At 72.6% G+C, this 23,753-nt stretch carries 20 protein-coding genes; 10 read left to right on the top strand and 10 right to left on the bottom strand.

Annotation, left to right across the window (positions count from 1 at the left end; genetic code table 11):
• Nucleotides 1–10 precede the first annotated feature (10 nt).
• Nucleotides 11–1,492 carry an LVIVD repeat-containing protein gene (locus JK363_RS08485; RefSeq protein ID WP_201873366.1) on the bottom strand — a complete coding sequence of 494 codons (1,482 nt, stop codon included), beginning with the start codon at nt 1,490–1,492 and terminating at the stop codon, nt 11–13.
• A 136-nt stretch (nt 1,493–1,628) separates the two neighbouring features.
• Between JK363_RS08485 and JK363_RS08480 the strand changes: the two genes are divergently transcribed.
• The 3 genes from JK363_RS08480 (at nt 1,629) to JK363_RS08470 (ending at nt 5,871) form a co-directional block, all read left to right on the top strand.
• Complete coding sequence (locus JK363_RS08480; RefSeq protein WP_201873364.1) at nt 1,629–2,297, top strand: DUF305 domain-containing protein; 669 nt, start codon at nt 1,629–1,631, stop codon at nt 2,295–2,297.
• A 150-nt stretch (nt 2,298–2,447) separates the two neighbouring features.
• Nucleotides 2,448–3,809 (top strand): FAD-dependent oxidoreductase, encoded by a 1,362-nt coding sequence (locus JK363_RS08475; protein WP_201873363.1) that lies wholly within the window; start codon nt 2,448–2,450, stop codon nt 3,807–3,809.
• A 616-nt stretch (nt 3,810–4,425) separates the two neighbouring features.
• Nucleotides 4,426–5,871 (top strand): nucleobase:cation symporter-2 family protein, encoded by a 1,446-nt coding sequence (locus JK363_RS08470; RefSeq protein WP_201873362.1) that lies wholly within the window; start codon nt 4,426–4,428, stop codon nt 5,869–5,871.
• On the opposite strand, the gene JK363_RS08465 is transcribed toward JK363_RS08470, so the two are convergent.
• On the bottom strand, nt 5,785–6,159 hold the full coding sequence (locus JK363_RS08465) for an ArsR/SmtB family transcription factor (protein WP_201873360.1): 375 nt from the start codon (nt 6,157–6,159) through the stop codon (nt 5,785–5,787). The two genes, JK363_RS08470 and JK363_RS08465, sit on opposite strands and share 87 nt — an antisense overlap.
• A gap of 146 nt (nt 6,160–6,305) precedes the next feature.
• Nucleotides 6,306–7,532, bottom strand: coding sequence for an MFS transporter (locus tag JK363_RS08460; RefSeq protein ID WP_201873359.1), 1,227 nt, complete (start codon nt 7,530–7,532; stop codon nt 6,306–6,308).
• Nucleotides 7,533–7,580: 48 nt separating this feature from the next.
• On the opposite strand from JK363_RS08460, the gene pdxR reads away from it, so the two are divergent.
• Complete coding sequence (pdxR, locus tag JK363_RS08455) at nt 7,581–9,020, top strand: MocR-like pyridoxine biosynthesis transcription factor PdxR (protein WP_201873358.1); 1,440 nt, start codon at nt 7,581–7,583, stop codon at nt 9,018–9,020.
• On the opposite strand, the gene JK363_RS08450 is transcribed toward pdxR, so the two are convergent.
• The 4 genes from JK363_RS08450 to JK363_RS08435 all read right to left on the bottom strand — a co-directional run bounded on the left by JK363_RS08450 (nt 9,013) and on the right by JK363_RS08435 (nt 13,920).
• Nucleotides 9,013–10,383, bottom strand: coding sequence for a methylaspartate mutase (locus JK363_RS08450; protein WP_201873357.1), 1,371 nt, complete (start codon nt 10,381–10,383; stop codon nt 9,013–9,015). The genes pdxR and JK363_RS08450 overlap by 8 nt on opposite strands.
• On the bottom strand, nt 10,380–10,862 hold the full coding sequence (locus JK363_RS08445; RefSeq protein WP_201873356.1) for a cobalamin-dependent protein: 483 nt from the start codon (nt 10,860–10,862) through the stop codon (nt 10,380–10,382). Before JK363_RS08445 ends, JK363_RS08450 begins: the two co-directional genes overlap by 4 nt.
• 132 nt (nt 10,863–10,994) lie before the next feature.
• The gene (locus JK363_RS08440) at nt 10,995–12,662 is read right to left on the bottom strand and encodes a DUF885 domain-containing protein (RefSeq protein ID WP_201873352.1); all 1,668 of its coding nucleotides are present in this window, start codon (nt 12,660–12,662) and stop codon (nt 10,995–10,997) included.
• 178 nt (nt 12,663–12,840) lie between these two features.
• The gene (locus JK363_RS08435; protein ID WP_201873351.1) at nt 12,841–13,920 is read right to left on the bottom strand and encodes an NADH:flavin oxidoreductase/NADH oxidase; all 1,080 of its coding nucleotides are present in this window, start codon (nt 13,918–13,920) and stop codon (nt 12,841–12,843) included.
• 257 nt (nt 13,921–14,177) lie between these two features.
• Here JK363_RS08435 and JK363_RS08430 point away from each other — a divergent pair, with 257 nt between their 5' ends.
• From JK363_RS08430 to JK363_RS08410, 5 genes are all read left to right on the top strand, one after another.
• Nucleotides 14,178–15,272, top strand: coding sequence for a WD40/YVTN/BNR-like repeat-containing protein (locus JK363_RS08430; RefSeq protein WP_201873350.1), 1,095 nt, complete (start codon nt 14,178–14,180; stop codon nt 15,270–15,272).
• An 81-nt stretch (nt 15,273–15,353) separates the two neighbouring features.
• The gene (locus JK363_RS08425; protein ID WP_201873349.1) at nt 15,354–16,031 is read left to right on the top strand and encodes a uracil-DNA glycosylase; all 678 of its coding nucleotides are present in this window, start codon (nt 15,354–15,356) and stop codon (nt 16,029–16,031) included.
• Between the two features lie 39 nt (nt 16,032–16,070).
• Nucleotides 16,071–16,892 (top strand): LURP-one-related family protein, encoded by an 822-nt coding sequence (locus JK363_RS08420; RefSeq protein ID WP_201873347.1) that lies wholly within the window; start codon nt 16,071–16,073, stop codon nt 16,890–16,892.
• A 4-nt stretch (nt 16,893–16,896) separates the two neighbouring features.
• Entirely contained in the window at nt 16,897–17,910 is a 1,014-nt protein-coding gene (locus tag JK363_RS08415; RefSeq protein WP_307821647.1) for an N-acetylglucosamine kinase, read from the top strand.
• Nucleotides 17,911–18,147: 237 nt separating this feature from the next.
• A complete protein-coding gene (locus tag JK363_RS08410) occupies nt 18,148–19,140 on the top strand; it encodes a sirohydrochlorin chelatase family protein (protein WP_201873345.1) in 993 nt (330 codons plus the stop codon).
• Nucleotides 19,141–19,215: 75 nt separating this feature from the next.
• On the opposite strand, the gene JK363_RS08405 is transcribed toward JK363_RS08410, so the two are convergent.
• The 3 genes from JK363_RS08405 to JK363_RS08395 form a co-directional block, all read right to left on the bottom strand.
• A complete protein-coding gene (locus JK363_RS08405) occupies nt 19,216–20,265 on the bottom strand; it encodes a lactonase family protein (RefSeq protein WP_201873343.1) in 1,050 nt (349 codons plus the stop codon).
• A gap of 120 nt (nt 20,266–20,385) precedes the next feature.
• Nucleotides 20,386–21,891 (bottom strand): FUSC family protein, encoded by a 1,506-nt coding sequence (locus JK363_RS08400; protein WP_201873738.1) that lies wholly within the window; start codon nt 21,889–21,891, stop codon nt 20,386–20,388.
• 259 nt (nt 21,892–22,150) lie between these two features.
• Nucleotides 22,151–22,990 carry an undecaprenyl-diphosphate phosphatase gene (locus JK363_RS08395; RefSeq protein WP_201873341.1) on the bottom strand — a complete coding sequence of 280 codons (840 nt, stop codon included), beginning with the start codon at nt 22,988–22,990 and terminating at the stop codon, nt 22,151–22,153.
• Nucleotides 22,991–23,079: 89 nt separating this feature from the next.
• Here JK363_RS08395 and JK363_RS08390 point away from each other — a divergent pair, with 89 nt between their 5' ends.
• Complete coding sequence (locus tag JK363_RS08390) at nt 23,080–23,595, top strand: Lrp/AsnC family transcriptional regulator (RefSeq protein WP_201873339.1); 516 nt, start codon at nt 23,080–23,082, stop codon at nt 23,593–23,595.
• The last annotated feature ends 158 nt before the right edge of the window (nt 23,596–23,753 follow it).

Below are 23,753 nucleotides of genomic sequence, written 5' to 3'. Positions count from 1 at the left end.
GGGCGGACCGTCAGCGGTAGTCGGGCTGGGTCTGCACATTGAGCTGAGGCAGCCGGACACCCCGGGCGCTGTCGGTGCGCTTGTCGTCGATCTTCAGGACATCGAGGCCCTTGGCGATGTCATTCGAGTAGATATGGCCGTTGTAGTAGTACGCGGACCAGGCACCGCCGCCGATGAGGGTGTCGGTGGAGAGCGGGCCGCGCTCGAAGTAGCCGATCTCCTCGGGGTGGCTGGAGTCGGTGAAGTCCCAGATGGACACGCCGCCCTGATACCACGCCTGGACCATGATGTCGCGGCCCTTGGCCGGGATCAGCGAGCCGTTGTGGGCGACGCAGTTCTCGGTGTCGGCCTGGTGGCGCGGGATCTTGTAGTAGCCGCGGAAGACCAGCTTGCGCCTGTCGCCCTTGCCGGTGATGTCGTAGATGCCGTCGGCGCCGCGGTTCGGACCGATCCGGTCGTTGCAGGTGGCGCCACCGCCGCCGCCCAGCTCATCGGTGAACACGACCTTGGTGCCGCGTTCGTTGAAGGTCGCCGAGTGCCAGAAGGCGAAGTTGACGTTGTCCTCGACGCGGTCGATCACCCGGGGCTTCGCGGGGTCGGCGATGTCGAGGAGGATGCCGTCGCCCATGCACGCGCCCGCGGCCAGCTCCAGGTCGGGGAAGGTGGTGAGGTCATGGCAGCCGGTGGTCTGGGAGACACCGGGGTTGGTGGGGCCGCCGGGGTTGCCGCCGTCCGGGAAGAGCACGGGGAAGTCCACCACCGCGGCCTTCTCGGGGGCCTGGCGCGGCACCTTGATCACGGAGATGCCGTCATGCGGCGGCCGGCAGTCCGGGAAGGTCTCGCTGGGCGAGTAGGAGGAGACGTAGATGTAGACGTTCCTGCGCTCGGGCACCAGGGTGTGGGTGTGTGAACCGCAGGAGGTCTCGACCGCGGCGACGTACTTGGGGTTCCGTATGTCGCTGATGTCGAAGACCTTCATGCCCTCCCAGGAGGACTTCTCGGTCGCGGGCTGGGTGGTGCTGGCGCAGGAGTTGTCGTTGCGCGAGGAGTCGGTCGACAGGAAGAGCAGATCGCCGGAGACCGAGACGTCGTTCTGCGCACCGGGGCAGAGCACCTGGCTGACGACCTTCGGGCTCTTCGGCCGGCTGATGTCGTAGATGACAAAGCCGTCGTAGTTCCCCGCGAAGGCATAGCGGCCCTGGAAGGCCAGGTCGGAGTTGGTTCCCTTGAGGTCCTGTTTGGGGATGTTGGCGAGGTGGCTGACGTTGTCGCTGTGGACGATCTCGTCCACCCCGGGGATCTCGCCGTTCTCGATGGCGGACCGGGTGTCGTTCGCCTGACCCTTCGTCACCCGCTCGCTGCGCGGGGCGTCACCGGGGTCGGGGGTCGCGGCCGCCGGTCCGGCCGCCAGCAACGAGGCCACCAGGCCGATGGCTGCGAAGGCCGCTCCGAGGTATCTGCGCCGGTGCGGGGATCTGTCCCACGGCTTCACTGCGTCCTCCCATGTCCTCTGGTTCCGTTCGGGGTTGAACGGTTCGGGGACGAGGGCAGTATCGCGCCTTCCATGTACATAACAACAGTGAGCACCATAATCGTCAGAAGAATTTCCCACCGCCCCGGGAGGCAACGTGTCGCACCGCCGTACGTCGCTCCGCACCGCGTCCCTCACCATCGCCGCGGCCACCGCCGCCCTGGCACTCGCCCTCGCGGGGTGCGACGGACGGGGCGGGGAGAGGGCCGATACGGGCAAAGGGAAGGACGGCGGCCCGGCAGTCATCGCACCGGGCGCGCCCGGTGAGCCGGCCCGGACCCTGTCGGCCGACGAGGCGGCGAAGGCGGGCGACGACGACTCCCCCAACTCGGCGGACCGGGCCTACGTCCGCATGATGATCGAGCACCACCGGCAGGCCCTGGTGATGACCGCTCTGGCGCCCGACCGGGCCGGATCGGGAAAGCTCAGACGGCTCGCGGAACGTATCGCCTCCGGCCAGCAGCCGGAGATCGACGCGATGGAGGGCTGGCTGAAAACCAACGGGGGCGGCCGGACGGGCGGACACGAAGAGCATGGCGCGATGCCCGGGATGGCCACGCCGGAGCAGCTGGACGCGCTGCGCGCCGCCAAGGGCGCCGACTTCGACCGGCTCTTCCTCAAGCTGATGATCGCCCACCACCGGGGCGCGGTCACCATGGCCACCGATGTGCTCGGCAAGGGCAACAACGTCCGGGTGGAGGAGATGGCGGGCGACGTCATCGCGCAGCAGAGCAGCGAGATCCTGCGGATGCGGGGGCTGGCGTAGCGGGGGCCGGAGCCGTCTCACCGGCCGTCAGCCGAGGGCGCCCGCCCGGCGGTGCCCCGTCACCCGTGCCGGTCACAACGGCGCACCGGCAACTCCCACCGGCCCCCTCCAGGTGGGATGCTGGAGACATCCTCCGGAAGGAGCTCCTCCGTGCTGCGTGTCGCGGTCGTCGGATCCGGGCCGAGCGGGGTGTACACGGCCCAGGCGCTGGTCCAGCGGGAATCCGTCCCCGAGGTGATGGTGGATGTGCTGGACCGGCTGCCCTGCCCCTACGGACTGGTGCGCTACGGCGTCGCCCCGGACCACGAGAAGATCAAGTCGCTCCAGAACACCCTGCGCGCCGTGCTGGAACACCCCCGGGTGCGCTTCCTGGGCCATGTGCCGGTGGGGCCGCCGCCGCTGACGCCCGAGCGGCTGCTGGGGCTCTACCACGCGGTGGTCTACTGCGTCGGGGCGGCGACCGACCGTCGGCTCGGCGTCCCCGGTGAGGATCTGGCGGGCAGCGCCTCGGCCACCGAGTTCGTCTCCTGGTACAGCGCCCACCCCGACGCGCCCGGCGAGGCCTTCGGACCGGGCGACGCCTTCGCGCTCGGCGCCCGCTCCGCCGTGGTGATCGGGGTCGGCAATGTGGCGGTGGACGTCGCGCGGATCCTGGCCCGCGGAGCGGAGGAGCTGCGCCCCACCGATGTACCGCACGCCGCGCTCGGGGCACTCGCCGACAGCCGGGTGACCGATGTCCACATGGTCGGCAGACGCGGTCCCTCGCAGGCGAAGTTCACCACCAAGGAGCTGCGTGAGCTGGGCGCACTGACTGGTGCGGAGGTGCTGGTGCGCCCCGAGGAGCTGGCGCTCGATCCAGCGTACGGCGATCCGTCGGGGCTCCCGGGGCACAGTCGGCGCAATGTCGAGGTGCTGCGCGCTTGGGCACAGCGGGAGCCGCTGGGCCGTCCGCGCCGGATCCATCTGCGCTTCTTCCTGCGCCCGGTGGAGTTGGTGGGCGAACACGCGGTGCATGCCGTGCGCTTCGAGCGGACCGCCCCGGACGCCGGGGGCGGGGTGGCGGGCACCGGGGTGTTCGAGGAGATCGAGGCCCAACTGGTGCTGCGGTCGGTGGGCTACCGGGGTGTGGCGCTGCCGGGGCTGCCGTTCGACGCCGACCGCGGCACGGTGCCCAACGCGGCGGGGCGGGTGCTGCGCAACGGGGCGCCCTCGCCCGGTGAGTACGTGGCGGGGTGGATCAAGCGCGGACCGACCGGCGTGATCGGCACCAACCGCCCCTGCGCCAAGGAGACCGTGGCCTCGCTGCTGGCCGACGCGGAGACGCTGGCGGCCCGCCCGGTGGCCGAGGACCCGCTGCGGGAGCTGCGCGCGGCCGGGCTGGAACCGGTGCAGTGGCCGGGGTGGCTGCGGATCGAGGCGGCGGAGGCGGCGCTCGGGGAGACGCTGGGGCGCCCGACGGTGAAGATCCCGGATTGGACGGGACTTCTCGGCGCGGCGCACGGACGGGACTGACCGCCACCACGATCGGGGGCGCCCGCGGCCATGGGCCGGGCGGCGCCCACTGCCATGGATCGGGCGCGCACGGTGCTCCGCAACCCTGGCTCCGGCTGCCACGGACCGGACCCACTCGCCGCCGCGGACCCGGAGCGCCAGTTGCTCCCCAACCCGGCTTCCGCCTGCCACGGATCCGGCGCACCCGCCGCCATGGGCCCGGCGCGCAGGGTGCTCCGAAACCTGGTTCCTGGCTCCCACGGATCGGGCGCCCCCGCTGCTCCGAAACCCGGCTCCTGGCTGCCACGGAGCCGGCGCGCCCGCCGCTCAACCGGCTTCCGGCTGCCACGAATCGGACCCAACCACCGCCACGGACCCGGTGCGCCCGCCGCTCCCAAATCCCGCTTCCCGACTGCCGCGAATCGGACCCAACCGCCGCTCCCAGACCCCACCTCCGGCCGCCGCGGATCGGGCGTTCACTGCCACGGATCCGGTCCCAGGGGTTGACACCGGTCACCAGCGGCCCTGAAATCAACAGATTGTTGAATCCTTTTGCGTCGAGTCCGCCACCCCCCACCCCAGGGACCGGGATTTCCGGCCCTCCCCTCTTCCCCGCCGTACCGCGCAAGGAGCAGCCATGACAGCCGAACGCCCCGCACGCCATCCCGTGGACGAGATACCGCCGGCCGGCCGGCTCGCGGCCCTGGGCCTCCAGCATGTGCTGGCCATGTACGCGGGGGCGGTGGCCGTGCCCCTGATCGTCGGCGGAGCGATGAAGCTCTCCCCCACCGATCTGGCCTATCTCATCAACGCCGATCTGCTGCTGTGCGGCATCGCGACCGTGCTCCAGTGCGTGGGGCTGTGGCGGTTCGGTGTCCGGCTGCCGATCATGCAGGGCTGCACCTTCGCCGCGGTCACCCCGATGGTGCTCATCGGTACCGAGGGCGGCGGGCTGCCCGCGATCTACGGTTCGGTGATCGTGTCCGGACTGGCGATGATGCTGCTGGCACCGGTCTTCGGACGGTTGCTGAGGTTCTTCCCACCGCTGGTGACCAGCACGGTGATCCTGGTCATCGGTCTGTCGCTGCTGCCGGTCGCGGGCAACTGGGCGGCGGGCGGCCAGGGCGCGCCGGACTTCGGGGCGCCGAAGAACATCGGGCTGGCCGCCGCGGTACTGGTGCTCGTGATCGCCATCCAGCGCTTCGGGCCCGGCTTCCTCAGCCGGGTCGCGGTCCTCATCGGCATCGTGGCCGGGACCGCGGCGGCCGTACCGCTGGGGTTCACCGACTTCTCCGGGGCGGGCGACGCCGGGTGGGTGGGCGTCTCCACCCCGTTCCACTTCGGTACGCCGACCTTCGAGGCGGCGGCCGTGGTGTCGATGCTGATCGTCGCCGTGGTGACCATGACCGAGACCACGGGTGACTTCATCGCGGTGGGCGAGATGACGGACCGCGCCGTAGACGGGCGGCGGCTGGCGGACGGACTGCGCGCGGACGGTGTGGCGACGATGCTCGGCGGTGTCTTCAACACCTTCCCGTACACCGCCTTCGCGCAGAACGTGGGCCTGGTGGGGATGACCCGGGTGCGCAGCCGGTGGGTCGTGGCGGCCGCGGGCGGGATTCTGGTGGTGCTCGGGCTCGCGCCGAAGCTGGGCGCGATCGTGGCGGCGATCCCCGCGCCGGTGCTGGGCGGGGCGGGGCTGGTGATGTTCGGTACGGTCGCCGCGAGCGGGCTGCGGACGCTGGCGGGGGTCGACTTCCGGGACAACCACAACCTCACGGTGGTGGCGGTGTCGGTCGGGATCGGGCTGCTGCCGGTCGGAGTGCCGGGGATCTACCGGGAGTTCCCCGACTGGTTCCAGACGGTGATGGACAGCGGGATCAGCGCGGGCTGTGTGACGGCCATCGTGCTCAATATGCTCTTCAACCACCTGCCGGGCGGACGGACCGCGGCCACGGGCCCGGCTCCGGCCTCCGCCTCAGCCCCGGCCTCCGGCTCAGCCCCGGTCACCGCCGACGCGCCCGTCCTGAAGGACGGCGGCGCCCAGCACACTGTCGAGCAGACCGGGAAACAGCGCGTCTAGGTCCTCGCGGCGCAGGGCGTTCATCTTGGCGGTGCCGCGGTAGATCTGGTGGATCACCCCGGCCTCGCGCAGCACCCGGCAGTGGTGGGTGGTGGTGGATTTGCTGACGGGCAGGTCGAGGACCGAGCAGGAGACCTCGCCCGGTTCCTCCGCCAGCGTCCGCACCACCCGCATCCGCGTCGGGTCGGCCAGCGCGTGCAGCACGTCCTCGAGACGGATCTCCTCACGCCGCGGATGCTCCAGCGAGCGGCCGGTCGCCGGGGCCTGGGGCGTGATCTGCGTCTGCACGGCTGCTCCTCGTCACCTGGGCTGTTCACCCCTATCGTACGAGACCTATCGTAGTTTGACGCTCTTCGTAAGATGCTGGGTTCGCAGGGTGACGGAGGACCGCCGGCGGCCTCGCCGGGCGGGTGGCACCGGCTTCCGTGCGATGCTCACCTCGGCTGGGCCGCGGCGGCGCGGTCGGCCACCCGGTCCCGCCACGCGGGGAGGAGGGCGATGAGCATCAGCGCGGCGGTCAGGGCGAAGGCCCGCGGATAGCCGACCGGACCGGCCAATGCCCCGAAGCCCACGGCACCCACCCCCATCCCCGCGTCGTAGGCGACGTTCCACAGGGCGCTGACCGCGCCGTACCCGGAGGCCGTGACCCGGGCGTACATCAGGGTGAGAGTGGCGTTCTGGGCCACCCCGAAGCCGGTGCCGAACAGCGCCACGCCGGCCACCAACGCCACCGGATTGCCGGTCAGCGCGGTGATGAGAATTCCGGCGGCCGACGCGAGCAGACCGGGCACCACCAGTCCGGCGGGCCCGTGCCGGTCGCCGTGCCGCCCCGCCGCCCAGCGGGCGGCGGTCGACGCCGCGGGCTGGACGAACAGCGCCACCGCGACCAGCCCGGTGTAGGTCGACGGCACGGCCGACGGCAGGAAGGTGACCACGATCCCGGCACCCAGCGCGGTGGTCGCGAACACCAGCGTGGGCCGCAGCAGTCCGGGCGTACGGAACCCGGCGACCATGCCCAGCGGACGGTCCGGTGTCGGCTCCCGGTCCGGCAGCCCCGGCACCACGACGATCGCGGCCAGCGCCGCCACACCCCCCGCCACGGCCACCGGGGTGTAGCCGAAGTGGGTGGCCAGCCATACCCCCGCGGGCAGACCCACCAGCGAGGGCACCCCGGCCACGATGCCGGTCAGCGCCAGCCCCTCGCCGCGCCGCTCGGGCGGGATCAGCGACACCGTGAGCGCGCCGCCCGCCACCACCGTCAGGGCAAAACCGAGTCCGCGCAGCAAACAGACCGCCACGATCCACCCGATGTTGTCGAACGCGGTCAGCACCAGCGCGGGCGCGCCGAGCAGCACCAGACCCACCGCCAGGGAGACGCGATAGCCGTAACGGTTGACGAAGCGCGGGGTGATCAGCTCCCCGGCCACCGTGGCCAGCATCAGCGCCCCGGTGGCCAGCCCCGCGGCGTTGCTGCCACCACCGGAGGACTCCTGTGCGTAGAGCGGAACGACCGACAGCAACAGGAAGAAGCTCGTCGAGGCGCCGATCACGGTCACAAAGCGCAGCAGCAGCGCCCGGGTCACCAGCCGCGGCCGGACGACGGCGGCGGGGCCGGTACCCGTGCCCGTGCCGGAGGTCTGCGGATCCGCCGATGAGGTCATACGAGGAACGCTAGGGAGCCGGGCGGATCACCGGTAAGGTCCAGTTCCATGCCGCTGGAGTGGTCCGGTCTGTCACCGGATCTGTTGCTGGTTCTCGACCGGGAGTGCGGGGAACCGCTGCGATCGCAGGTGGAGCGTCAGATCCGGGACGCCATCCGGTCCGGGCGGCTCCAGGTCGGCGAGCGGCTGCCGTCCTCCCGTGAACTGGCCCGCCGTCTCGGGCTGTCCCGGGGGCTGGTGCAGGACGCTTACGCCCAACTCCAGGCCGAGGGCTATCTCGTCGCCCGGGTCGGCTCGGCCACCCGGGTCGCGGCGGGCACCTGCGCCCCGCCCACCCCGGCCCGCCCTTCCCAGGAATGTTCCCGGCTGGTGGCGGACTTCCGTTGGGGTGTCCCCGATCTGAGCGGCTTTCCGCTGGCGGACTGGCTGTGGGCGATGCGGGACGCGGGGCGAACCATGCCGGTGTCGGCGCTCGACTACGGCGATCCGCGGGGCAACGCGGTGCTGCGCGAGGTGCTGGCCGGATATCTGCGCCGGGTGCGGGCGGCCTCGGCGGATCCGCAGCGGATGGTGATCTGTTCCGGCTATGCCCAGGGGCTCGGGCTCGCCCTGCGTGCGCTCGCCCAGTGCGGGGTGCGCACGGTGGCGTACGAGAATCCGGGCTCACCGGCGACGATCTCCTCGGCGGTGGCCTGGGCGGGGCTGTCGTCGATTCCGGTACCGGTGGACGAGCACGGTATCGACGTCACGGCGCTGGAGGCCACCGACGCCCGCGCGGTGGTCGTCTCCCCGGCGCACCAGTGGCCGACCGGAGTGGTGCTGGCGCCGGAGCGGCGGCGGGCGCTGATCGCCTGGGCGCGGCGTCGGGACGCGGTCATCATCGAGGACGACTATGACGCGGAGTTCCGCTACGACCGGGAGCCGGTCGGAGCGCTCCAGGGCCTGGCCGCCGACCGGGTGATCGCCATCGGCACCGCCAGCAAGTCGCTCGCCCCGGGGCTGCGGATCGGCTGGCTGCTGTGTCCGTCGGCCGTCGTGGAGCGGATCGCCGAGCACAAGCAGCTGACCGACCGCGGCTCTCCGGTGCTCGAGCAGCTCGCCCTGGCGCGGATGATCGAGTCAGGCCGCTTCGACCGCCATCTGCGCCGGATGCGCACTCTCTATGAGACCCGACGCTCGGCGCTGGTCAGGGCGCTGGGCAGCTATGCGCCCGAGGTGAAGGTGACCGGTCTCGCGGCCGGTTTCCACGCGGTGGCGCACCTGGGCGGCCACGCGGATGAGCGCGCCGTGGTCACCGCCGCGCGCGCCCGGTCCGTGGGCCTGTACGGGATGAGCGCATGCCGTGCGGGCGGGGCGGCGGAACCGGTGCAACTCGTTCTCGGCTTCGGCAATGTGGGCGAACGCGCCATCGCCGAGGGCATTGCCGCAGTGGGCGGTCTGCTCTCCGGCACCGGGGCCGGCCGTACCCGGTCGGGGCGCGTCACATAGGCTCCTCGCCGAACAGGTGCGGAAAGTAGTTGATGTCGCGGGTGAGGTCGGCAAGCGGCGAACCAGCGGGCGTCCCGGAGCCGTCGCGACCGTACAGCAGCTCGTGGTGGCGGCGCAGGGTGGCGCGGGACAGTGGCAGGGCACCGGCGGAGAGATAGCGGATGGCGCCCTCGGCGTCGCGCTTGGGCACGATCGCGGAGCGGGCGAAGCGGCTGGCGCTGAAGGGGATGTCCAGGGTGCCGCGGGCGAACGCCTCGACGATCGCCGCAGCCGGATCGCGGTCCCGCGCCAGCACCGGTTCGACGATCTCGGCCACCTCGGCCAGGATCCAGCCGCGCTCCTCGCGCACCCGGTCCCGGTCCACCGAGAGCAGACCCCCCAGCAGCGGGGAGTTGGCACGGCCGGCCAGCCGCAGCCCGTCGATATTGGCCCGGGTGCCGGGAATCCCCGCCGCCTCCTCGTAGGTCTTGGTGATGAGCTTGGAGGCGCCGCCCAGCCGGGCGACCAGCGCCCCGTAGAGGATCAGGTCCTCCGCGTGGCCACGCTGCCGGGGGAAGACGCCCATGAACTCGTGCAGCACCGGGTGCACCTGGACCTCGGCCGGGAGATGGTTCCGCGCCAGGACCGGAATCGCCTCGAGCGCGGCCACGTCCTGGATCAGATGGCCGCCCTGCGGATAGGCGATGGACACACACTTCACCCCCGCGCGGGTGGCGAGGACCGCTTCCAGGACGCTCACCGCCAGACTGATCGAGGGCGGCACCAGAACGGCGGTGAGCGTGCCGAACAGTTCGCGGTCGACCACCACACCGAGGTCGGCCAGGGCGCCGCAGCTTCGGTCGACGGCCTCCCACGCGGCGAGCGACGACATGAGCGAAACGTCCTTGGAGTAGGGCAGGTTGTACGAGATCCCGCCCCCTTCGAACGAGGTGATCCCGCCGGCCACCGCCACGTCGAACAGCGCCCGCGGGTCCGGTGAGCCGTGCCGGACCTCCAGCGGCGCCCCGACTGCCTCGTTCAGCTCCCGGCCGCGCCGCCAGCCGTGGTTGACCAGGGGGTAGCCGTTGAGGTCCCGCGGCCGGGCGGCCAGGGTGCGGGCCGCCCGGTCGAAGCGACGCAGCCGGGTGTGGGAGTCGATGGTCAGGGTGAGGACGTCCGGTGCGGCCGCCGCCTCCAGGGCCAGCAGCAGCGCCTTCATCTCCGCGTGGCCGCCGACCCCGCAGCGGGGCTGGAGGGCCACCCGGCCGCGGTCGCGAGCTCCGGCCAGCACCGCGGCCACGGTGGGCTTGCCCAAACCGGTGATGTACGCGGCCGACTCCCGTAGTCCGGGAAGGACTCCGGGAGCCGCGGACGACGGACTCACGACACCGGGGAGCGTGCCAATCGCGCCTCCTCCGCGCGGGTTTCGCGCAGCCGGTCCAGCACGGCCGGCAGATCGTCGGGGTCCTCGACGATCAGGTCCACGCCCAGGTCGTACAGGCGTGAGGCGGACGAGGGATCCTTGACGCTGCCCACCGACAGATTGCCGCCGACGACGACGGGACAGCCGATGCGCCCGGACCTCCTGGCCTCCGGGAGGTCCCTGAGGTCCTCGTGCACATGGCCGTTGAGGCTGCCGATGAGGACCGCCTCCGCCTCCGGGTGTGTCCGGTACGCCCTGGCGAACTCCTCCACCGGGGTGCACGCGCCGAGATTGACCACCTCGAAGCCCTGTCCGCGCAGCGCGTAGGCGATGAGCTGATTGGCCACCACATGGCAGTCGCTCGCGGCCACCCCGAGGATGACCAGGCGGCGCCCGGCGGTCCCGTCGAGCCCGGTGGGCTGCGCAACGGTCTGCGTCATCTGGTCCATGCCTCTCGTGGATCTCGGGAGGTGCGATGGGCGGCGGCGGCCGGATACCAACGGACGTATCGAGCATTCCCCCGGTGATACCTCTTGCTCCGGGCCGCCCGCGCCCCGGCCCGGAGCGTCGCCTCACAGGGCCGCGAGGCGTCCGCGCAGGGTGTCCAGACCCATCGGACCCAGCTTCAGCGCGGCGGTGTGGAACGCCATCGCGTCGAACGTGGCGCCCTGACGGGCACGTGCGTCATCGCGGGCGGCCAGCCACTGCCGCTCCCCCAGCTTGTACGAGGGCGCCTGGCCCGGCCAGCCCAGATAGCGGTCGATCTCATCACGGACCTGGTCCTGCTGGGTGATGGTCCTGGTGAGCATGAACTCCAGCCCCAGTTCGGGGGTCCAGCGCTCGCCCTCGTGGAATCCGGTGCCGACCGGGATGGGCAGCTCCAGATGCATCCCGATGTCCACGATCACCCGTGCGGCCCGGAACAGTTGCCCGGCCAGCATGCCCAGCAGATCGCCGTTGTCGTCCAGCCGTCCCAGCTCGCGCATCAGCCGCTCCGCGTACAGCGCCCAGCCCTCGCCGTAGCCGGAGACATGGCACATCAGCCGCTGGAACCGGTTGAGCCGCCCCGACTGGTGGACGGCGGTGGCCACTTGGAGATGGTGGCCGGGAACGCCCTCGTGGTAGACGGTGGTGACCTCGCGCCAGGTCGGGAAGTCGGTCCGGCCCGGCGGGATCGACCACCACATCCGGCCCGGCCGGGAGAAGTCGTCCGTCGGCCCGGTGTAGTACGCGCCGACGATCCCGCCGGGGGGCGCGATCAGACACTCCAGCGCCATCAGCTCATCGGGGATCTCGAAGTGGCTGCCGCGCAGATCGGACAGCGCCGCGTCGGACAGCCGCTGCATCCAGTCCCGCAGGGCGTCCGCGCCCCGCAGCCGGTAGTGCGGGTCGGCGTCGAGGGCGGCGGCCGCCTCGGCGGGGGTGGCGCCCGGCCGGATCCGGTCGGCGATCTGCTTCAGCTCGGTCTCGATCCGGCAGAACTCCTCCCAGCCCCAGGCGTAGGACTCCTTGGGGTCCAGCTCCGCGCCGGTGAAGTAGCGCAGCCACAGCGCGTAGGCATCGGGGCCGACGGCGTCCCGGGCCGGGGCCACGGGAGCCAGCCCCTCACGGAGGAAGCGGGCCAGCCCGGCGAAGGCGGAGGACGCGGCGGCGGCGCCCGCGTCCAGGTCGGCACGGAGGGCGGACGGCACCTGCGCGGGGGCGACCAGGGTGGCGAAGTGGCCGTCGGCCCACGTGTCGCACTGGGCTGCGGTCTTGGTGACCTGGCGCAGCGCGGAGACCCGGCCACCGGCCGCGGCGTGGCGGAGTCCGGCCTCCAGGCCCGCTATGGCCTCCGGCATCCGGGCCAGTCGGCTGGCGATCACCGACCAGTCGTCGGAGGTGCGGGTGGGCATCACGTCGAAGAGCATGCACAGGGCCTGTACGGGGCTCTCGATGACGTTGAGCGCGGCGCTGTCGAGCCCGGCCTCATGGATCTCCAGATCGAGGCCGACGCGCTCGGTGAAGGTGTCGCGGGCGGCGGCTTCGGAGTCGTCCTGAGGAGTGGCGGCGCGGATCGCGCGGAGAGCTGCGGCATGGAGTTCGGCGCGCGCCCGGTGGCCTTCGGACGAGTAGTCGGTGAGGCGGTCGTCATGACCGGGGACACCCAGGTAGGTCGCGGCGTTGGGGTCGAGAGCGGCGTAGTCGTCGACGTAGCGGTCACAGAGCGCATGGATGGTGCCGGAGACCGAGTCAGCCATGGGGGCGACGGTACCCGTTCGGCACCTGACGCGGCGAAAGGGATGCTGAGCGCTTCACAGGTATGGCTCATTGTGGTGGGTGGCGGGACGCCGATCCGCCGGCACACCCCTGCCCGGTCCGGGGGGAGGTCCCCCGGACCGGGCACGGCGGGCCGAAGGTACGGTCGCGACCCGCGGATCAGCCGATCGCGTACCCGTACGGCTCGGGCGCGTGCACCCGGCCGCCGAGCTCCTGTGCGGCGTGCCGGGCGAAGGAGGGGTTGCGCAGCAGTTCGCGGCCGAGCAGGACGGCGTCCGCCTCACCGTTGGCGACGATCTTCTCGGCCTGTCCGGCCTCGGTGATCAGTCCGACGGCGGCGACCGGCAGCCCGGTCTCCCGGCGCACCCGGGCGGCGAACGGCACCTGGTAGCCGGGCTCGACGGGGATGCGCACCCCGGCCGCGTTGCCGCCGGTGGAAACGTCGAGCAGATCCACGCCGTGGTCCTTGAGCAGCGCGGCGAGCGCCACGGTGTCGTCCGGCGTCCAGCCGTCCCGCTCCAGCCAGTCGGTGGCCGAGACGCGGAAGAACAGCGGAAGCTCCTCCGGCCACACCGCGCGGACGGCGTCGACGACCTCGAGGGCGAAGCGGACGCGGTTCTCCAGGGAGCCGCCGTAGCGGTCGGTGCGGTGGTTGCTGTGCGGGGAGAGGAACTCGCCGATCAGATAGCCGTGGGCGCCGTGGATCTCGGCGACCTCGAACCCGGCGGCGAGGGCGCGCCGGGCGGCGGCCGCGAACTGCTCGACGACCTCGCCGATCTGCTCCTCGGTGAGTTCGCCGGGCACCGGGTGGCGCTCGTCGTAGGCGATCGGGCTCGGGCCGAGCGGCTGCCAGCCCTGCTCCTCCCGGCCGAGCGGGGCGCCGCCCCGCCAGGGGGCGTCGGTGCCGGCTTTGCGCCCGGCGTGGGCGAGCTGGATGCCCGGAACGGTGCCGTGCCGCTTGAGGAATCCGGTGATCCGGCGGAAGGCCTCGACCTGCTGGTCGTTCCACAGCCCGAGGTCGCCGGGGCTGATCCGGCCCTCGGGCGAGACCGCGGTGGCCTCGACCAGGATCAGTCCGGTGCCGCCGGTGGCGCGGGCGGCGTAGTGCGCGAAGTGCCAGTCGTCCGGGATTCCCGCGCACTCGCCGCCGGCCGCGCTGTACTGGCACATCGGTGCCATCCAGACGCGGTTGGGGATGGTCAGCGACCGCAGGGTGACGGGCTCGAAGAGGGCACTCATGCAACGTCTCCAATCGACCTCGCACGGCCGGACCGACCGCGCTAGTACGATACTCATCGTATTACGACGTCTGTCAAATTACGAAGCCCCTCGTACAACGACACCTCTCGTACAACGCTTCCCTTCGCCCGACACCGTCGATTCCTGGCTCCCTCCGGGGCGCCGATGTCGGTGGCGGGGTGCAGACTCTGTGGTGACGGACACACCCACCTCGTTCCATCACCCGCACCTCTCCGCACCTCAAGGAGTGAGCCGTCATGGACGACGTCCTGCTCGCCCTCGGCACCCGCAAGGGCCTCTTTCTCGCCCGCCGGACCGGATCCTCCGGCGGGGACTGGGAGTTCACCGGCCCGCACTTCCCGATGCAGGCGGTGTACTCCGTCGGTATCGACACCCGCCGCGACCGCCCACGGCTGCTGGCCGGCGCCGACAGCTCCCACTGGGGCCCCTCGGTCTTCCGCTCCGACGACCTCGGGCAGAGCTGGCACGAGCCCGCCCGGCCCGCGGTGCGGTTCCCCGAGGGCACCGACACCTCGCTGGAGCGGGTGTGGCAGCTGCATCCGGCGGGCCCCGCGGCGCCGGAGGTGGTGTGGGCGGGCACCGAGCCGGGCGCGCTGTTCCGCTCCGCGGACGGTGGGGAGAGCTTCGACTTCGTCCGCGCGCTGTGGGACCACCCGCAGCGGCCGCAGTGGGGTGCGGGGTTCGGCGGCCAGGCGGTGCACACGGTGGTCACCGATCCGCGCGACGCGGACGCGGTGGTGGTCGCCGTCTCCTCGGGCGGGGTGTACCGCACCACGGACGGCGGGGCGAGCTGGGCGCCGTCCAACAACGGGCTCAAGGCGGAGTTCCTGCCCGACCCCTATCCGGATTTCGGTCAGTGTGTGCACAAGATCGCCCAGGACGCGGTCGACCCGGACCGGCTCTATCTCCAGAACCACGGCGGGGTGTACCGCAGCGACGACGGCGGGGCGCACTGGACCGAGATCGGCAAAGGGCTGCCGGCCGACTTCGGCTTCGCGATCGCCACCCATCCGCGGCGCGGCGGGGTCGCCTACGTCTTCCCGGTGATCGACGGCGGGGACCGCTATCCGCCCGACTACCGCTGCCGGGTGTACCGCACCGACGACGCGGGCGCGTCCTGGGCCGAGCGGTCCACCGGGCTGCCCGGCGAGCACCACTACGGGGTGGTGCTGCGGGACGCGCTGCGCACCGATGACGCCGACCCGGCCGGGGTCTACTTCGGCAATCGCAACGGCGAGGTGTACGCCAGCGCCGACGAGGGCGAGAGCTGGCGGCAGATCGCCCGGCATCTGCCGGATGTGCTGTGCGTCCGGGCCGCCGTCATCGGCTGAGCGGGACCGGCTTCGCGCCCGGCCGGAAGTGATCCACAGAGCGGCACACGACCACACGCTGAGCCACTAGAGTGACGCGGTGTGGCAGCGCGACCCTTGAATGAAATTGTCGAAGCGGGCTGGGCCAAGGCACTTGAGCCCGTCGAAGAGCGCATCGCGGCGATGGGCGACTTCCTGCGGGCCGAGATCGGGGCGGGCCGCACCTATCTCCCCGCCGGAGCCAACGTCCTGCGCGCGTTCCAGCAGCCCTTCGACGAGGTGAAGGTGCTGATCGTCGGTCAGGACCCGTATCCGACCCCGGGTCATGCGGTGGGGCTCAGCTTCTCCGTGGCACCGGAGGTCCGGCCGTTGCCCGGCAGTCTGGAGAACATCTTCCGGGAGCTGCACACCGACCTCGGGATGCCCCGTCCGTCCAACGGCGATCTGACGCCCTGGACCCAGCAGGGCGTACTGCTGCTCAACAAGGCGCTCACCACGGCGCCGCGCCGTCCCGCCGCCCACCGCGGCAAGGGCTGGGAAGAGGTCACCGAGCAGGCCATCCGGGCGCTCGCCACGCGAGGCCGCCCCCTGGTGTCCATCCTGTGGGGCCGGGACGCCCGCGCGGTGCGCCCGCTGCTGGGCAGCCTTCCGGCGGTCGAGTCCGCCCACCCCTCCCCCATGTCGGCCGACCGGGGCTTCTTCGGCTCGCGGCCGTTCAGCCGCGCCAATGACCTCCTGGTACAGCAGGGAGCGCAACCCGTGGACTGGCGCCTTCCCTGATGACTTCGGCCATGGTGGCCGAAAGGTAGTCTGCCCGCCATGACGACACATCCGAACACCCCTGCGGGCTGGTACGCCGACCCGCAGGGCACGCCCAGCCAGCTGCGCTGGTGGGACGGCGCCCAGTGGACCGAGCACACCCACCCCGGGCAGCCCGGCCAGGTCCCGACGCAGCAGGCGGCGCAGCCCCACCCCAATCCGGCCAAGGTCCAGCACCAGGTGCAGCACCAGGCGCATGTCGCCCCGGCCGTGGGCGGCGGCGGCACACTGTTCACCGAGCCGGTGCTCGTGGTCAACCAGAAGGCCAAGCTGATCGAGCTCACCAATGAGTACAGCGTCTTCGACCAGCACGGCCGCACCATCGGCTCGGTGGTGCAGGTCGGCCAGAGCACGCTGAAGAAGGTCGCGCGGTTCGTCTCCAGCCTCGACCAGTTCATGACCCACACGCTGGAGATCCGGGACGCGAACGGACAGCCGCACCTGGTGCTCACCCGCCCCGCGAAGTTCATCAAGTCCAAGGTGCTGGTGACACGCCCGGACGGTCAGCCGGTGGGCGAGATCGTCCAGCAGAACGCCATCGGCAAGATCAACTTTGGCATCCATGTCAACGGCCAGCAGATCGGCGCCATCAAGGCGGAGAACTGGCGGGCCTGGAACTTCGCCATCGTCGACCACACGGACACCGAGATCGCCAGGATCACCAAGACCTGGGAGGGCCTGGCGAAGACCATGTTCACCACGGCGGACAACTACGTCCTCCAGATCCACCGCCAGCTCCCCGATCCGCTGCTGAGCCTGGTGGTGGCCACCGCGCTGACCGTGGACACCGCGCTCAAGCAGGACGCCCGAGGGTTCGGCTGAGCCGGTGGCCGACACGTATGTGCTCGGCATCGACTCCGGAGGGTCCGGCGTACGCGTGGGGGCGGCGTGCGTCGCCCCGGTGTCCGGTGGCTCCACGGAGAAGCCGCTGACCTGGTCCTCACCCACTCCGGCCGCCGTGGGCGAGCACGGGATCGACGCGGCCGGACTGCTGTCCCGCGTGCTGCCCGCCGCCCGGGAGCTGCTGCGCGGGGCCGGGGTGCCGCGGGTGGACGCGGTATGTGTCGGCGCGGCGGGCATGGCCTCGCTGGGTGACGATCTGCGCGCCACGTTGCCGGACGCGCTCGCCGACGCGTTCGGCGCCCGCCAACTGGCCCTGGCGGCCGACGCGGTGACCGCGTACGCCGGGGCTCTCGGCCAGCGGCCCGGCGCGGTGGTCGCCGCGGGCACCGGCATGATCGCACTCGGCGCGCTGCCGGAGGGCCGGGGTACGGACGGGCACCCCGGCGGCTGGCGACGGGCCGACGGCTGGGGCCATCTGCTGGGCGACTGCGGCGGCGGGGCGTGGATCGGCCGCGCGGGCCTGGAGGCGGCGATGCGCGCGTACGACGGCCGCGAGGGCGGATCGCGGCCGCTGCTGGAGCGGGTGGAGGCGGTGCTCGGGCCCGCGGCACAGCTGCCGGGGCAGCTGTATCCGCGACCGGATCGCCCGGCCGTCCTGGCCTCGTTCGCCCCCGAGGTCGGCCGACTGGCCGACGCGGACCCGGTCGCGAACGGAATTCTGCGGGACGCGGCCCGCCATATCGCGCAGGCGGCGGAGGCGGTGTGCCCGCGGGTGGAAGCAGCCGAAGTGGCCCTCACCGGCGGCCTGTTCCGCATGGGCGCCCCCCTGCTGACCCCCCTGCACAGGGAGTTGACGACCCGGCTGCCGGAGGCCCGGGTGTCGGAAGCGGCCGGAGACCCGCTGGACGGCGCCCTGTGCGTGGCGTCGGCGCTGGCGAGGAACGACCTGCGGCTGCCGAGGGACGCGGCACTGCTGCACATCGTCGACCTCGGCTAGGCCATGGCATTCCGCGCGGCGGCCGGAAGGCCGTGCCGAACGGGCTGCCGCGCATCACCATCCGTCCGGAATGCGAAGCTACCGCTCCGCATTCCGGACATCAGGGCCGTTCTCCGAACATCTCCGACCGCTCAGCGCACATCAATGAACAGAGCTGCTCGGCAAAAGGGGACAGATAACGCCCTGTCGCACCCCTCCCGAACAGCCGAGCCCATGAAGCGACTAACATGCGGCGCCATGAGCTCCCCCACTGGGCCCGCGTCCGGCCTGCCAGTACGAATGCCGCGTCCCCGCCAGCCCGGACGGCACCGCCGGCCGGAGCCCGCCGCCGCACCCCTCGGCGCGCCTCCGCTGGTGCTGGCCGTCCCGGGCACCCCGGAGGCGGCCACCCGGAGCCTGGCCGAGGAGGTCGTGAGCATAGCGCGCTCCGAACTGCCCGGCCTCGACGTCCACATCGGTTACGTGGACGGTGACGGCGAGGAGTTCCCTCAGCTCGAGAGCGTGCTGACGCTGGCCGCTCAGGACCGCGCCGAGCGCGTCCGCCAGGCGACCGAGGCCGCCAAGGCCGCCGCTGCCGCCACCGCGGAGGCCATTGCCGCCGCCGAAGCCGCGGGCGAGGAGATCCCGCCGCAGCCGCCGGAGCCCGCCATCCCCACCGACGGCCCCGCCGCCGTGGTCGTGCCGCTGCTCGCGGGCCCGGACAACGCGCTGCTGCGCCGGATACGCCAGGCCGTCATGGGCAGCGGCTCCGCCGCCGAACTCACCGACGTCCTCGGCCCGCACCCGCTGCTCGCCGAGGGTCTGCACGTACGGCTGTCGGAAGCGGGTCTGGCCCGCGCCGACCGCGCCCGGCTCTTCACGGTCGCGACCGCGGCGGACGGCATCATCCTGGCCACGGTCGGCGGCGAGGAGGCGGCCCAGGCCGGCGGCATCACCGGCATGCTGCTCTCCGCGCGCCTCGCCGTACCGGTGATGGCCGCGGCCCTGGACGAGGACGGCGCGGTCGTCCGCGTCGCCGAGCAACTGCGCTCGGCCGGTTCCGCCCGGCTCGCGCTCGCGCCGTACCTCGTCGGCCCGGAGGTCTCCGCCGGGCTGATCGACGCGGCGGCCGAGGAGGCGGGCTGCGCCGCGGCCGAGGCGCTCGGCGCCTACCCGGCCGTCGGCAAGCTGGTGCTGGCGAAGTACGCGGCGTCGCTGGGCATCACGCTCCCGGGCGCCTCGGCGCGCTGACGCGACCCGATCACCACGCTGGGCGGCGGTCCGGAGGAAACCGGCCGCCGCCCCACCGCTCCATGACCACCGGCGTCAGCCGAACACCACACAGGAGGCCGCGGGCACCTCGATGGACCCGGCCCGGCTCGGCACGCCCGTCGTAGGGTCGACGGTGAACCAGGTGACGTCGCCCGAGCGTTCGTTGGCCGCGTACAGATGCCGTCCCGAGGGACCCAGTACGAGGTCCCGGGGCCAACTGCCGCCGCAGGGGATCGTGGTGACCGGCTCCGGACGGTCACCTGAGGCGTCGAGCGCGAAGGTGGTGACCGTGTCGGCGCCACGGGCCGCGGCCCAGATGAACCGGCCGTCCTCCGAGACCACCGCCTCGGAGGGGAAGCTCTCCCCCGCACCGCCCGCTCCGCCCTCCGGGAGCACCGGCGTCTCACCGAGCGGTTCGAGCGTGCCGTTCGCCGCGTCCCAGCGGCAGGTGGTGATCGTCGGCTCCAACTCGTTGATCACATACGCGCGTTCACCGCGCGGATGGAAGGTGAGATGGCGCGGGCCGCTGCCGGGCCGCATCCGGACCGCACCGTGCGGCCGGAGCCCGGGCAGACGGTGGATCCGTACGCTGTCGGTGCCCAGGTCGACGCTGAGCAGCCAGCGGCCCGAGGGGTCGGGCCGTACGGCGTGCGCATGCGGGCCGCGCTGCCGTTCGGGGTGGGGCCCGCTGCCCTCGCCCTGGAACATGGCCGTGGGTTCCCCGAGCACACCGCCGTCGAGCACCGGGAGCGCGGTGACGCTGCCGGACACATAGTTGGCGGTGAACAGCTGCCCGGCGGCGAGCGCGAGATGGGTGGGCCCGGCACCGCGTACGGACACCGGCCCGGCCAGCAGTGCGGGCGGTCTGCCGGGGTCGGCGACCGTGAGGGCCGCGGCGACGCCGTCGTCGGTCTCGCGCACCGCGTAGAGGAGGTCCCCGCCGGGCGCGAGGGCGAGATACGAGGGGTTGGCGACCGCGTCCGTGGTGTGCCGTGGGCGCAGCGCACCCGACTCCGCGTCGAGCGAGGCCACGGTGATCCCGGCACCGCCCTCCGAGGTGAACGACCCGATGTACGCCCGCTGCCCCATGTCCGTTCCGGCCATCGCGCCGCCCTTCCGCCGACTCCACTGCCGGGCCGACGGTAGCAACCAGGTCTGGACCAAGCGGGTCCGGTGGGTCGTGTCCGGACACTTGGCCGCACCGGACCCTGGCGGGGCGCAGTGTCAGACCCGCGCGGGCGCCCGGGGGTGACCGCGCAGCGGCGCCGCGAGCGTGGCCAGCGACCGCTCCAGGTCGTGCAGATGGGCCAGGGCCCGGTCCACGCTCGGATGCGGGGCGGGGTGGGCCGTGACGGCGGCGGGCTCGGCGACCTGCTCGGCGCCGGGGCCGGTGCTCATCAGCCGCCCCACCGCGGTCTCCACCCGGCGGCAGGCGGTGATCAGCCGCGCGTCGTGGGACGCGTCCGGGTCGGCGGCCAGCTCGGCGAGGCCGCGGACCTGTCGTGCGCAGTCGTCGAGCCCGACCATGATCTGCCGGGCGCGGGCCCGGCGGGCGCGCAGCGGGCTGAGGGGATGCAGCAGCGGGGCGACCGACATCCGCAGCCGCCCGAGCACCACCTCCAGCTCGGCCACATGCGGTGCGGGGTCGGCGGCCGGGTCCCCCGCGAGCCGCCGCGCGGACGCGGCGGCGCACTGCCGTACGCACTCCAGGGCACCGCGCACCCAGGTGTCGCTGGCGGCGTGCGTGGTGACCGGGAGGACAACGGCGACGGCGAGCGCCGCGCCCATCGCGCCCACGGCGGTCTGCTCCAGCCGCAGGGTGAGCAGCCCGGGATGGAGCACCCCGAGCAGCCCGTACAGCAGCCCGGCCATGAGGGTCACGCACACCATCATCCAGCTGTAGGACAGCGGGGCGGTGTAGAAGATGCCGAAGACACAGACGGCGACGAGGGCGGCGGTGGGCGCGGGCGCGCCGTGCAGCGGTACGGCCACCACCAGTCCGGCCGCGATCCCGCAGCCGGTGCCCAGCACCCGGCGGAAGCCACGGACCAGCGTCTCGCCGCGCGAGGCGGTGTTGACAAAGATCCACCAGGCGGTGCCGACGGCCCAGTACCAGCGCTCGCCGGAGACGGCCTGACCGACGGCGAGCGCGAAGGCGCAGGCGACGACCGCCTGGAACGCCTGCCGGGTGGCGGGCCTGGCCAGGCCGCGTCCGCCCGGCGGCGTGGGGGCCGCGGGCGGCGGATCGCGCCGCTCCAGCGGCCATACGGCGAACCGTACGAGGGCCGCCGCCAGCACACCGGTCAGCACCGCCGCGGTCAGCACCGGCAGCTCACCGGGCAGCGCGTGCAGGAACTGCGCCGCGAAGAACATCATGAACGCGAAGATCCCCAGGGCGTTGCCCCGCGCTCCCCAGCGCCGGGCGGCCACCCCGCAGAAGACGACGGCGAGGAAGGCCGCGTCCCGTGGCCCCGCCCGCCCGTGCAGCTCGGCGGCGAGGGCGAGCACCGGCAGACCGACGGCCGGGAGCGCGGCAGTGGTGACGGCCTGCCGCCGCACGGTCGGATCGGCCACGGTGAAGAGCGCGAGCAGCGCGGCGAGCCCGGCCGCGATCACGGCGGGCAGCGGAAGCCCGGCCACCGCGGTGACCGCGACGGCGAGCCCGACGCCGAGGACGGCCCGCGTCGAGACACGCAGCCGCGCGAGCCCCGGATCCGGCGCCATGAACATCCTCTTCAGCACTGCGTCCCGTTCCCTTGCCCTCGCTCCGCGGCGCACTGTCACCGCGTGAAAACCGCATGAAAAAGGCGCCGCGGGGGTCCGCAGCGCCATCGACGGACCCATCACAGCACCCGGAGGGCCTCTGGCTCAACAGAGCCCGGATTCACTGGGCCATTGGCCCAGTCCCCGGCGGATCGGGAGGACCGGGGCGGGCCATTGGACTATGTCCGCCGACACACGTGTCCAGGGACCGTCTGCCGACAGCGGCTCAAGCGTGCAGCACACCGCCGCCCAGCAGCCCGAACAGCAGCACCCCCACGACGATCCGGTAGATCACGAAGGCGTTGAAGGAGTGCTGGGCGACATACTTCAGCAGCCAGGCGATCGAGGCGTAGGCGACCGCGAACGACACGGCGGTGCCGACGGCGAGGGGAGCCACGGCCGCCCCGGCGCCCACCGCGTCCTTCAGCTCGTACAGACCCGCGCCGGTCAGGGCCGGGATCCCCAGGAAGAACGACAGCCGGGTGGCCGCCACCCGGTCCAGGTCCAGCAGCAGCGCGGTGGACATGGTCGCGCCGGAGCGGGAGAAGCCGGGGAAGAGCAGCGCCAGGATCTGTGAGCTGCCGACGAGCAGGGCGTCCCGGAATCCGGTGTCGTCCTCGCCCCGCTTGTGGCGGCCCCGGCGGTCCGCGGCCCACATCACGCCGCTGCCCGCGATCAGCGACCCGGCCACCACCCACAGCGAGGCGAGCGGCCCCTCGATCAGCGGCTTCGCCGCCAACCCGACGGCCACGACGGGGAGGGTGGCGAAGATGGCCCACCAGCCGAACCGGTAGTCGTGGCGGTAGCGCTCCTCCGGGCGGACCAGACCGCGGGCCCAGGCCCCGGCGATGCGCATGATGTCCTGGGAGAAGTAGACCAGGGCAGCCGCGATGGCCCCGCCCTGGATCACCGCGGTGAAGGCGACGACGGACCGGTGGTCCACCGGGATGCCCATCAGTCCTTCGGTGATCTTCAGATGTCCGGTGGAGGAGACCGGGAGGAATTCGGTCACGCCTTCCACCACGCCGAGAACCGTGGCCTGTCCGATGCTGATCGCGCCGCTCACAGCCGTGAGTATCGTGGAACGACAGGGCCGCGCCGCAGACCGACACAGGCGCCCCGGGTACGAGACAGCACATGAGGAGCCGGCAGCCGATGGCAACAGCGGTGGACGCGCTCGACGCGAAGATCCTGCGACTGCTGCTGGAGCAGCCGCGCACCAGTGTCCGGGAGTACGCGCGGATGCTGGGCGTCGCCCGGGGCACGGTGCAGGCGCGGCTGGACCGGCTGGAGCGGGACGGGGTCATCACGGCCTACGGTCCTTCGCTGTCGCCCGCCGCGCTCGGCCACCCCGTCCTGGCGTTCGTCCACATCGAGGTCACCCAGGGCCATCTGGACGAGGTCGGCGACGCGCTGGCCGCGCTGCCGGAGATCATCGAGGCGTTCTCCATCACCGGTGGCGGGGATCTGTTCACCCGGGTGGTGGCGCGGGACAACGCGCATCTGGAGGACGTCGTCCAGCAGCTGATCCGGATGCCCGGCGTGGTCCGGACGCGTACCGAGATGGCCCTCCGCGAGCGGGTGCGCTACCGGACGCTGCCGCTGGTGGAGGCGGTGGGCCGGTCGGCACCGGCGGCCCGTGCCCAGGAGCCGCCCCGGCGACAGCCCTGAACGCCTGCTGGGCAGGCTTGTCTTCCTCGGCGGCCAGGGCGAGTTCGACGCCAAGACCGCCTACGCGTGGACCGTCGGCCGCGGCTGACACCCCGACATGTCCCCACCTGACCGCTGGTGAGAGGATACGCGCGCCCGAACAGTCAGCTGAGGAGATG

Origin of the sequence: Streptomyces coffeae (genome assembly GCF_016741875.1) — a bacterium.
Lineage (GTDB): Bacteria > Actinomycetota > Actinomycetes > Streptomycetales > Streptomycetaceae > Streptomyces > Streptomyces coffeae.
This window is presented reverse-complemented; position numbering and strand designations above follow the sequence as displayed.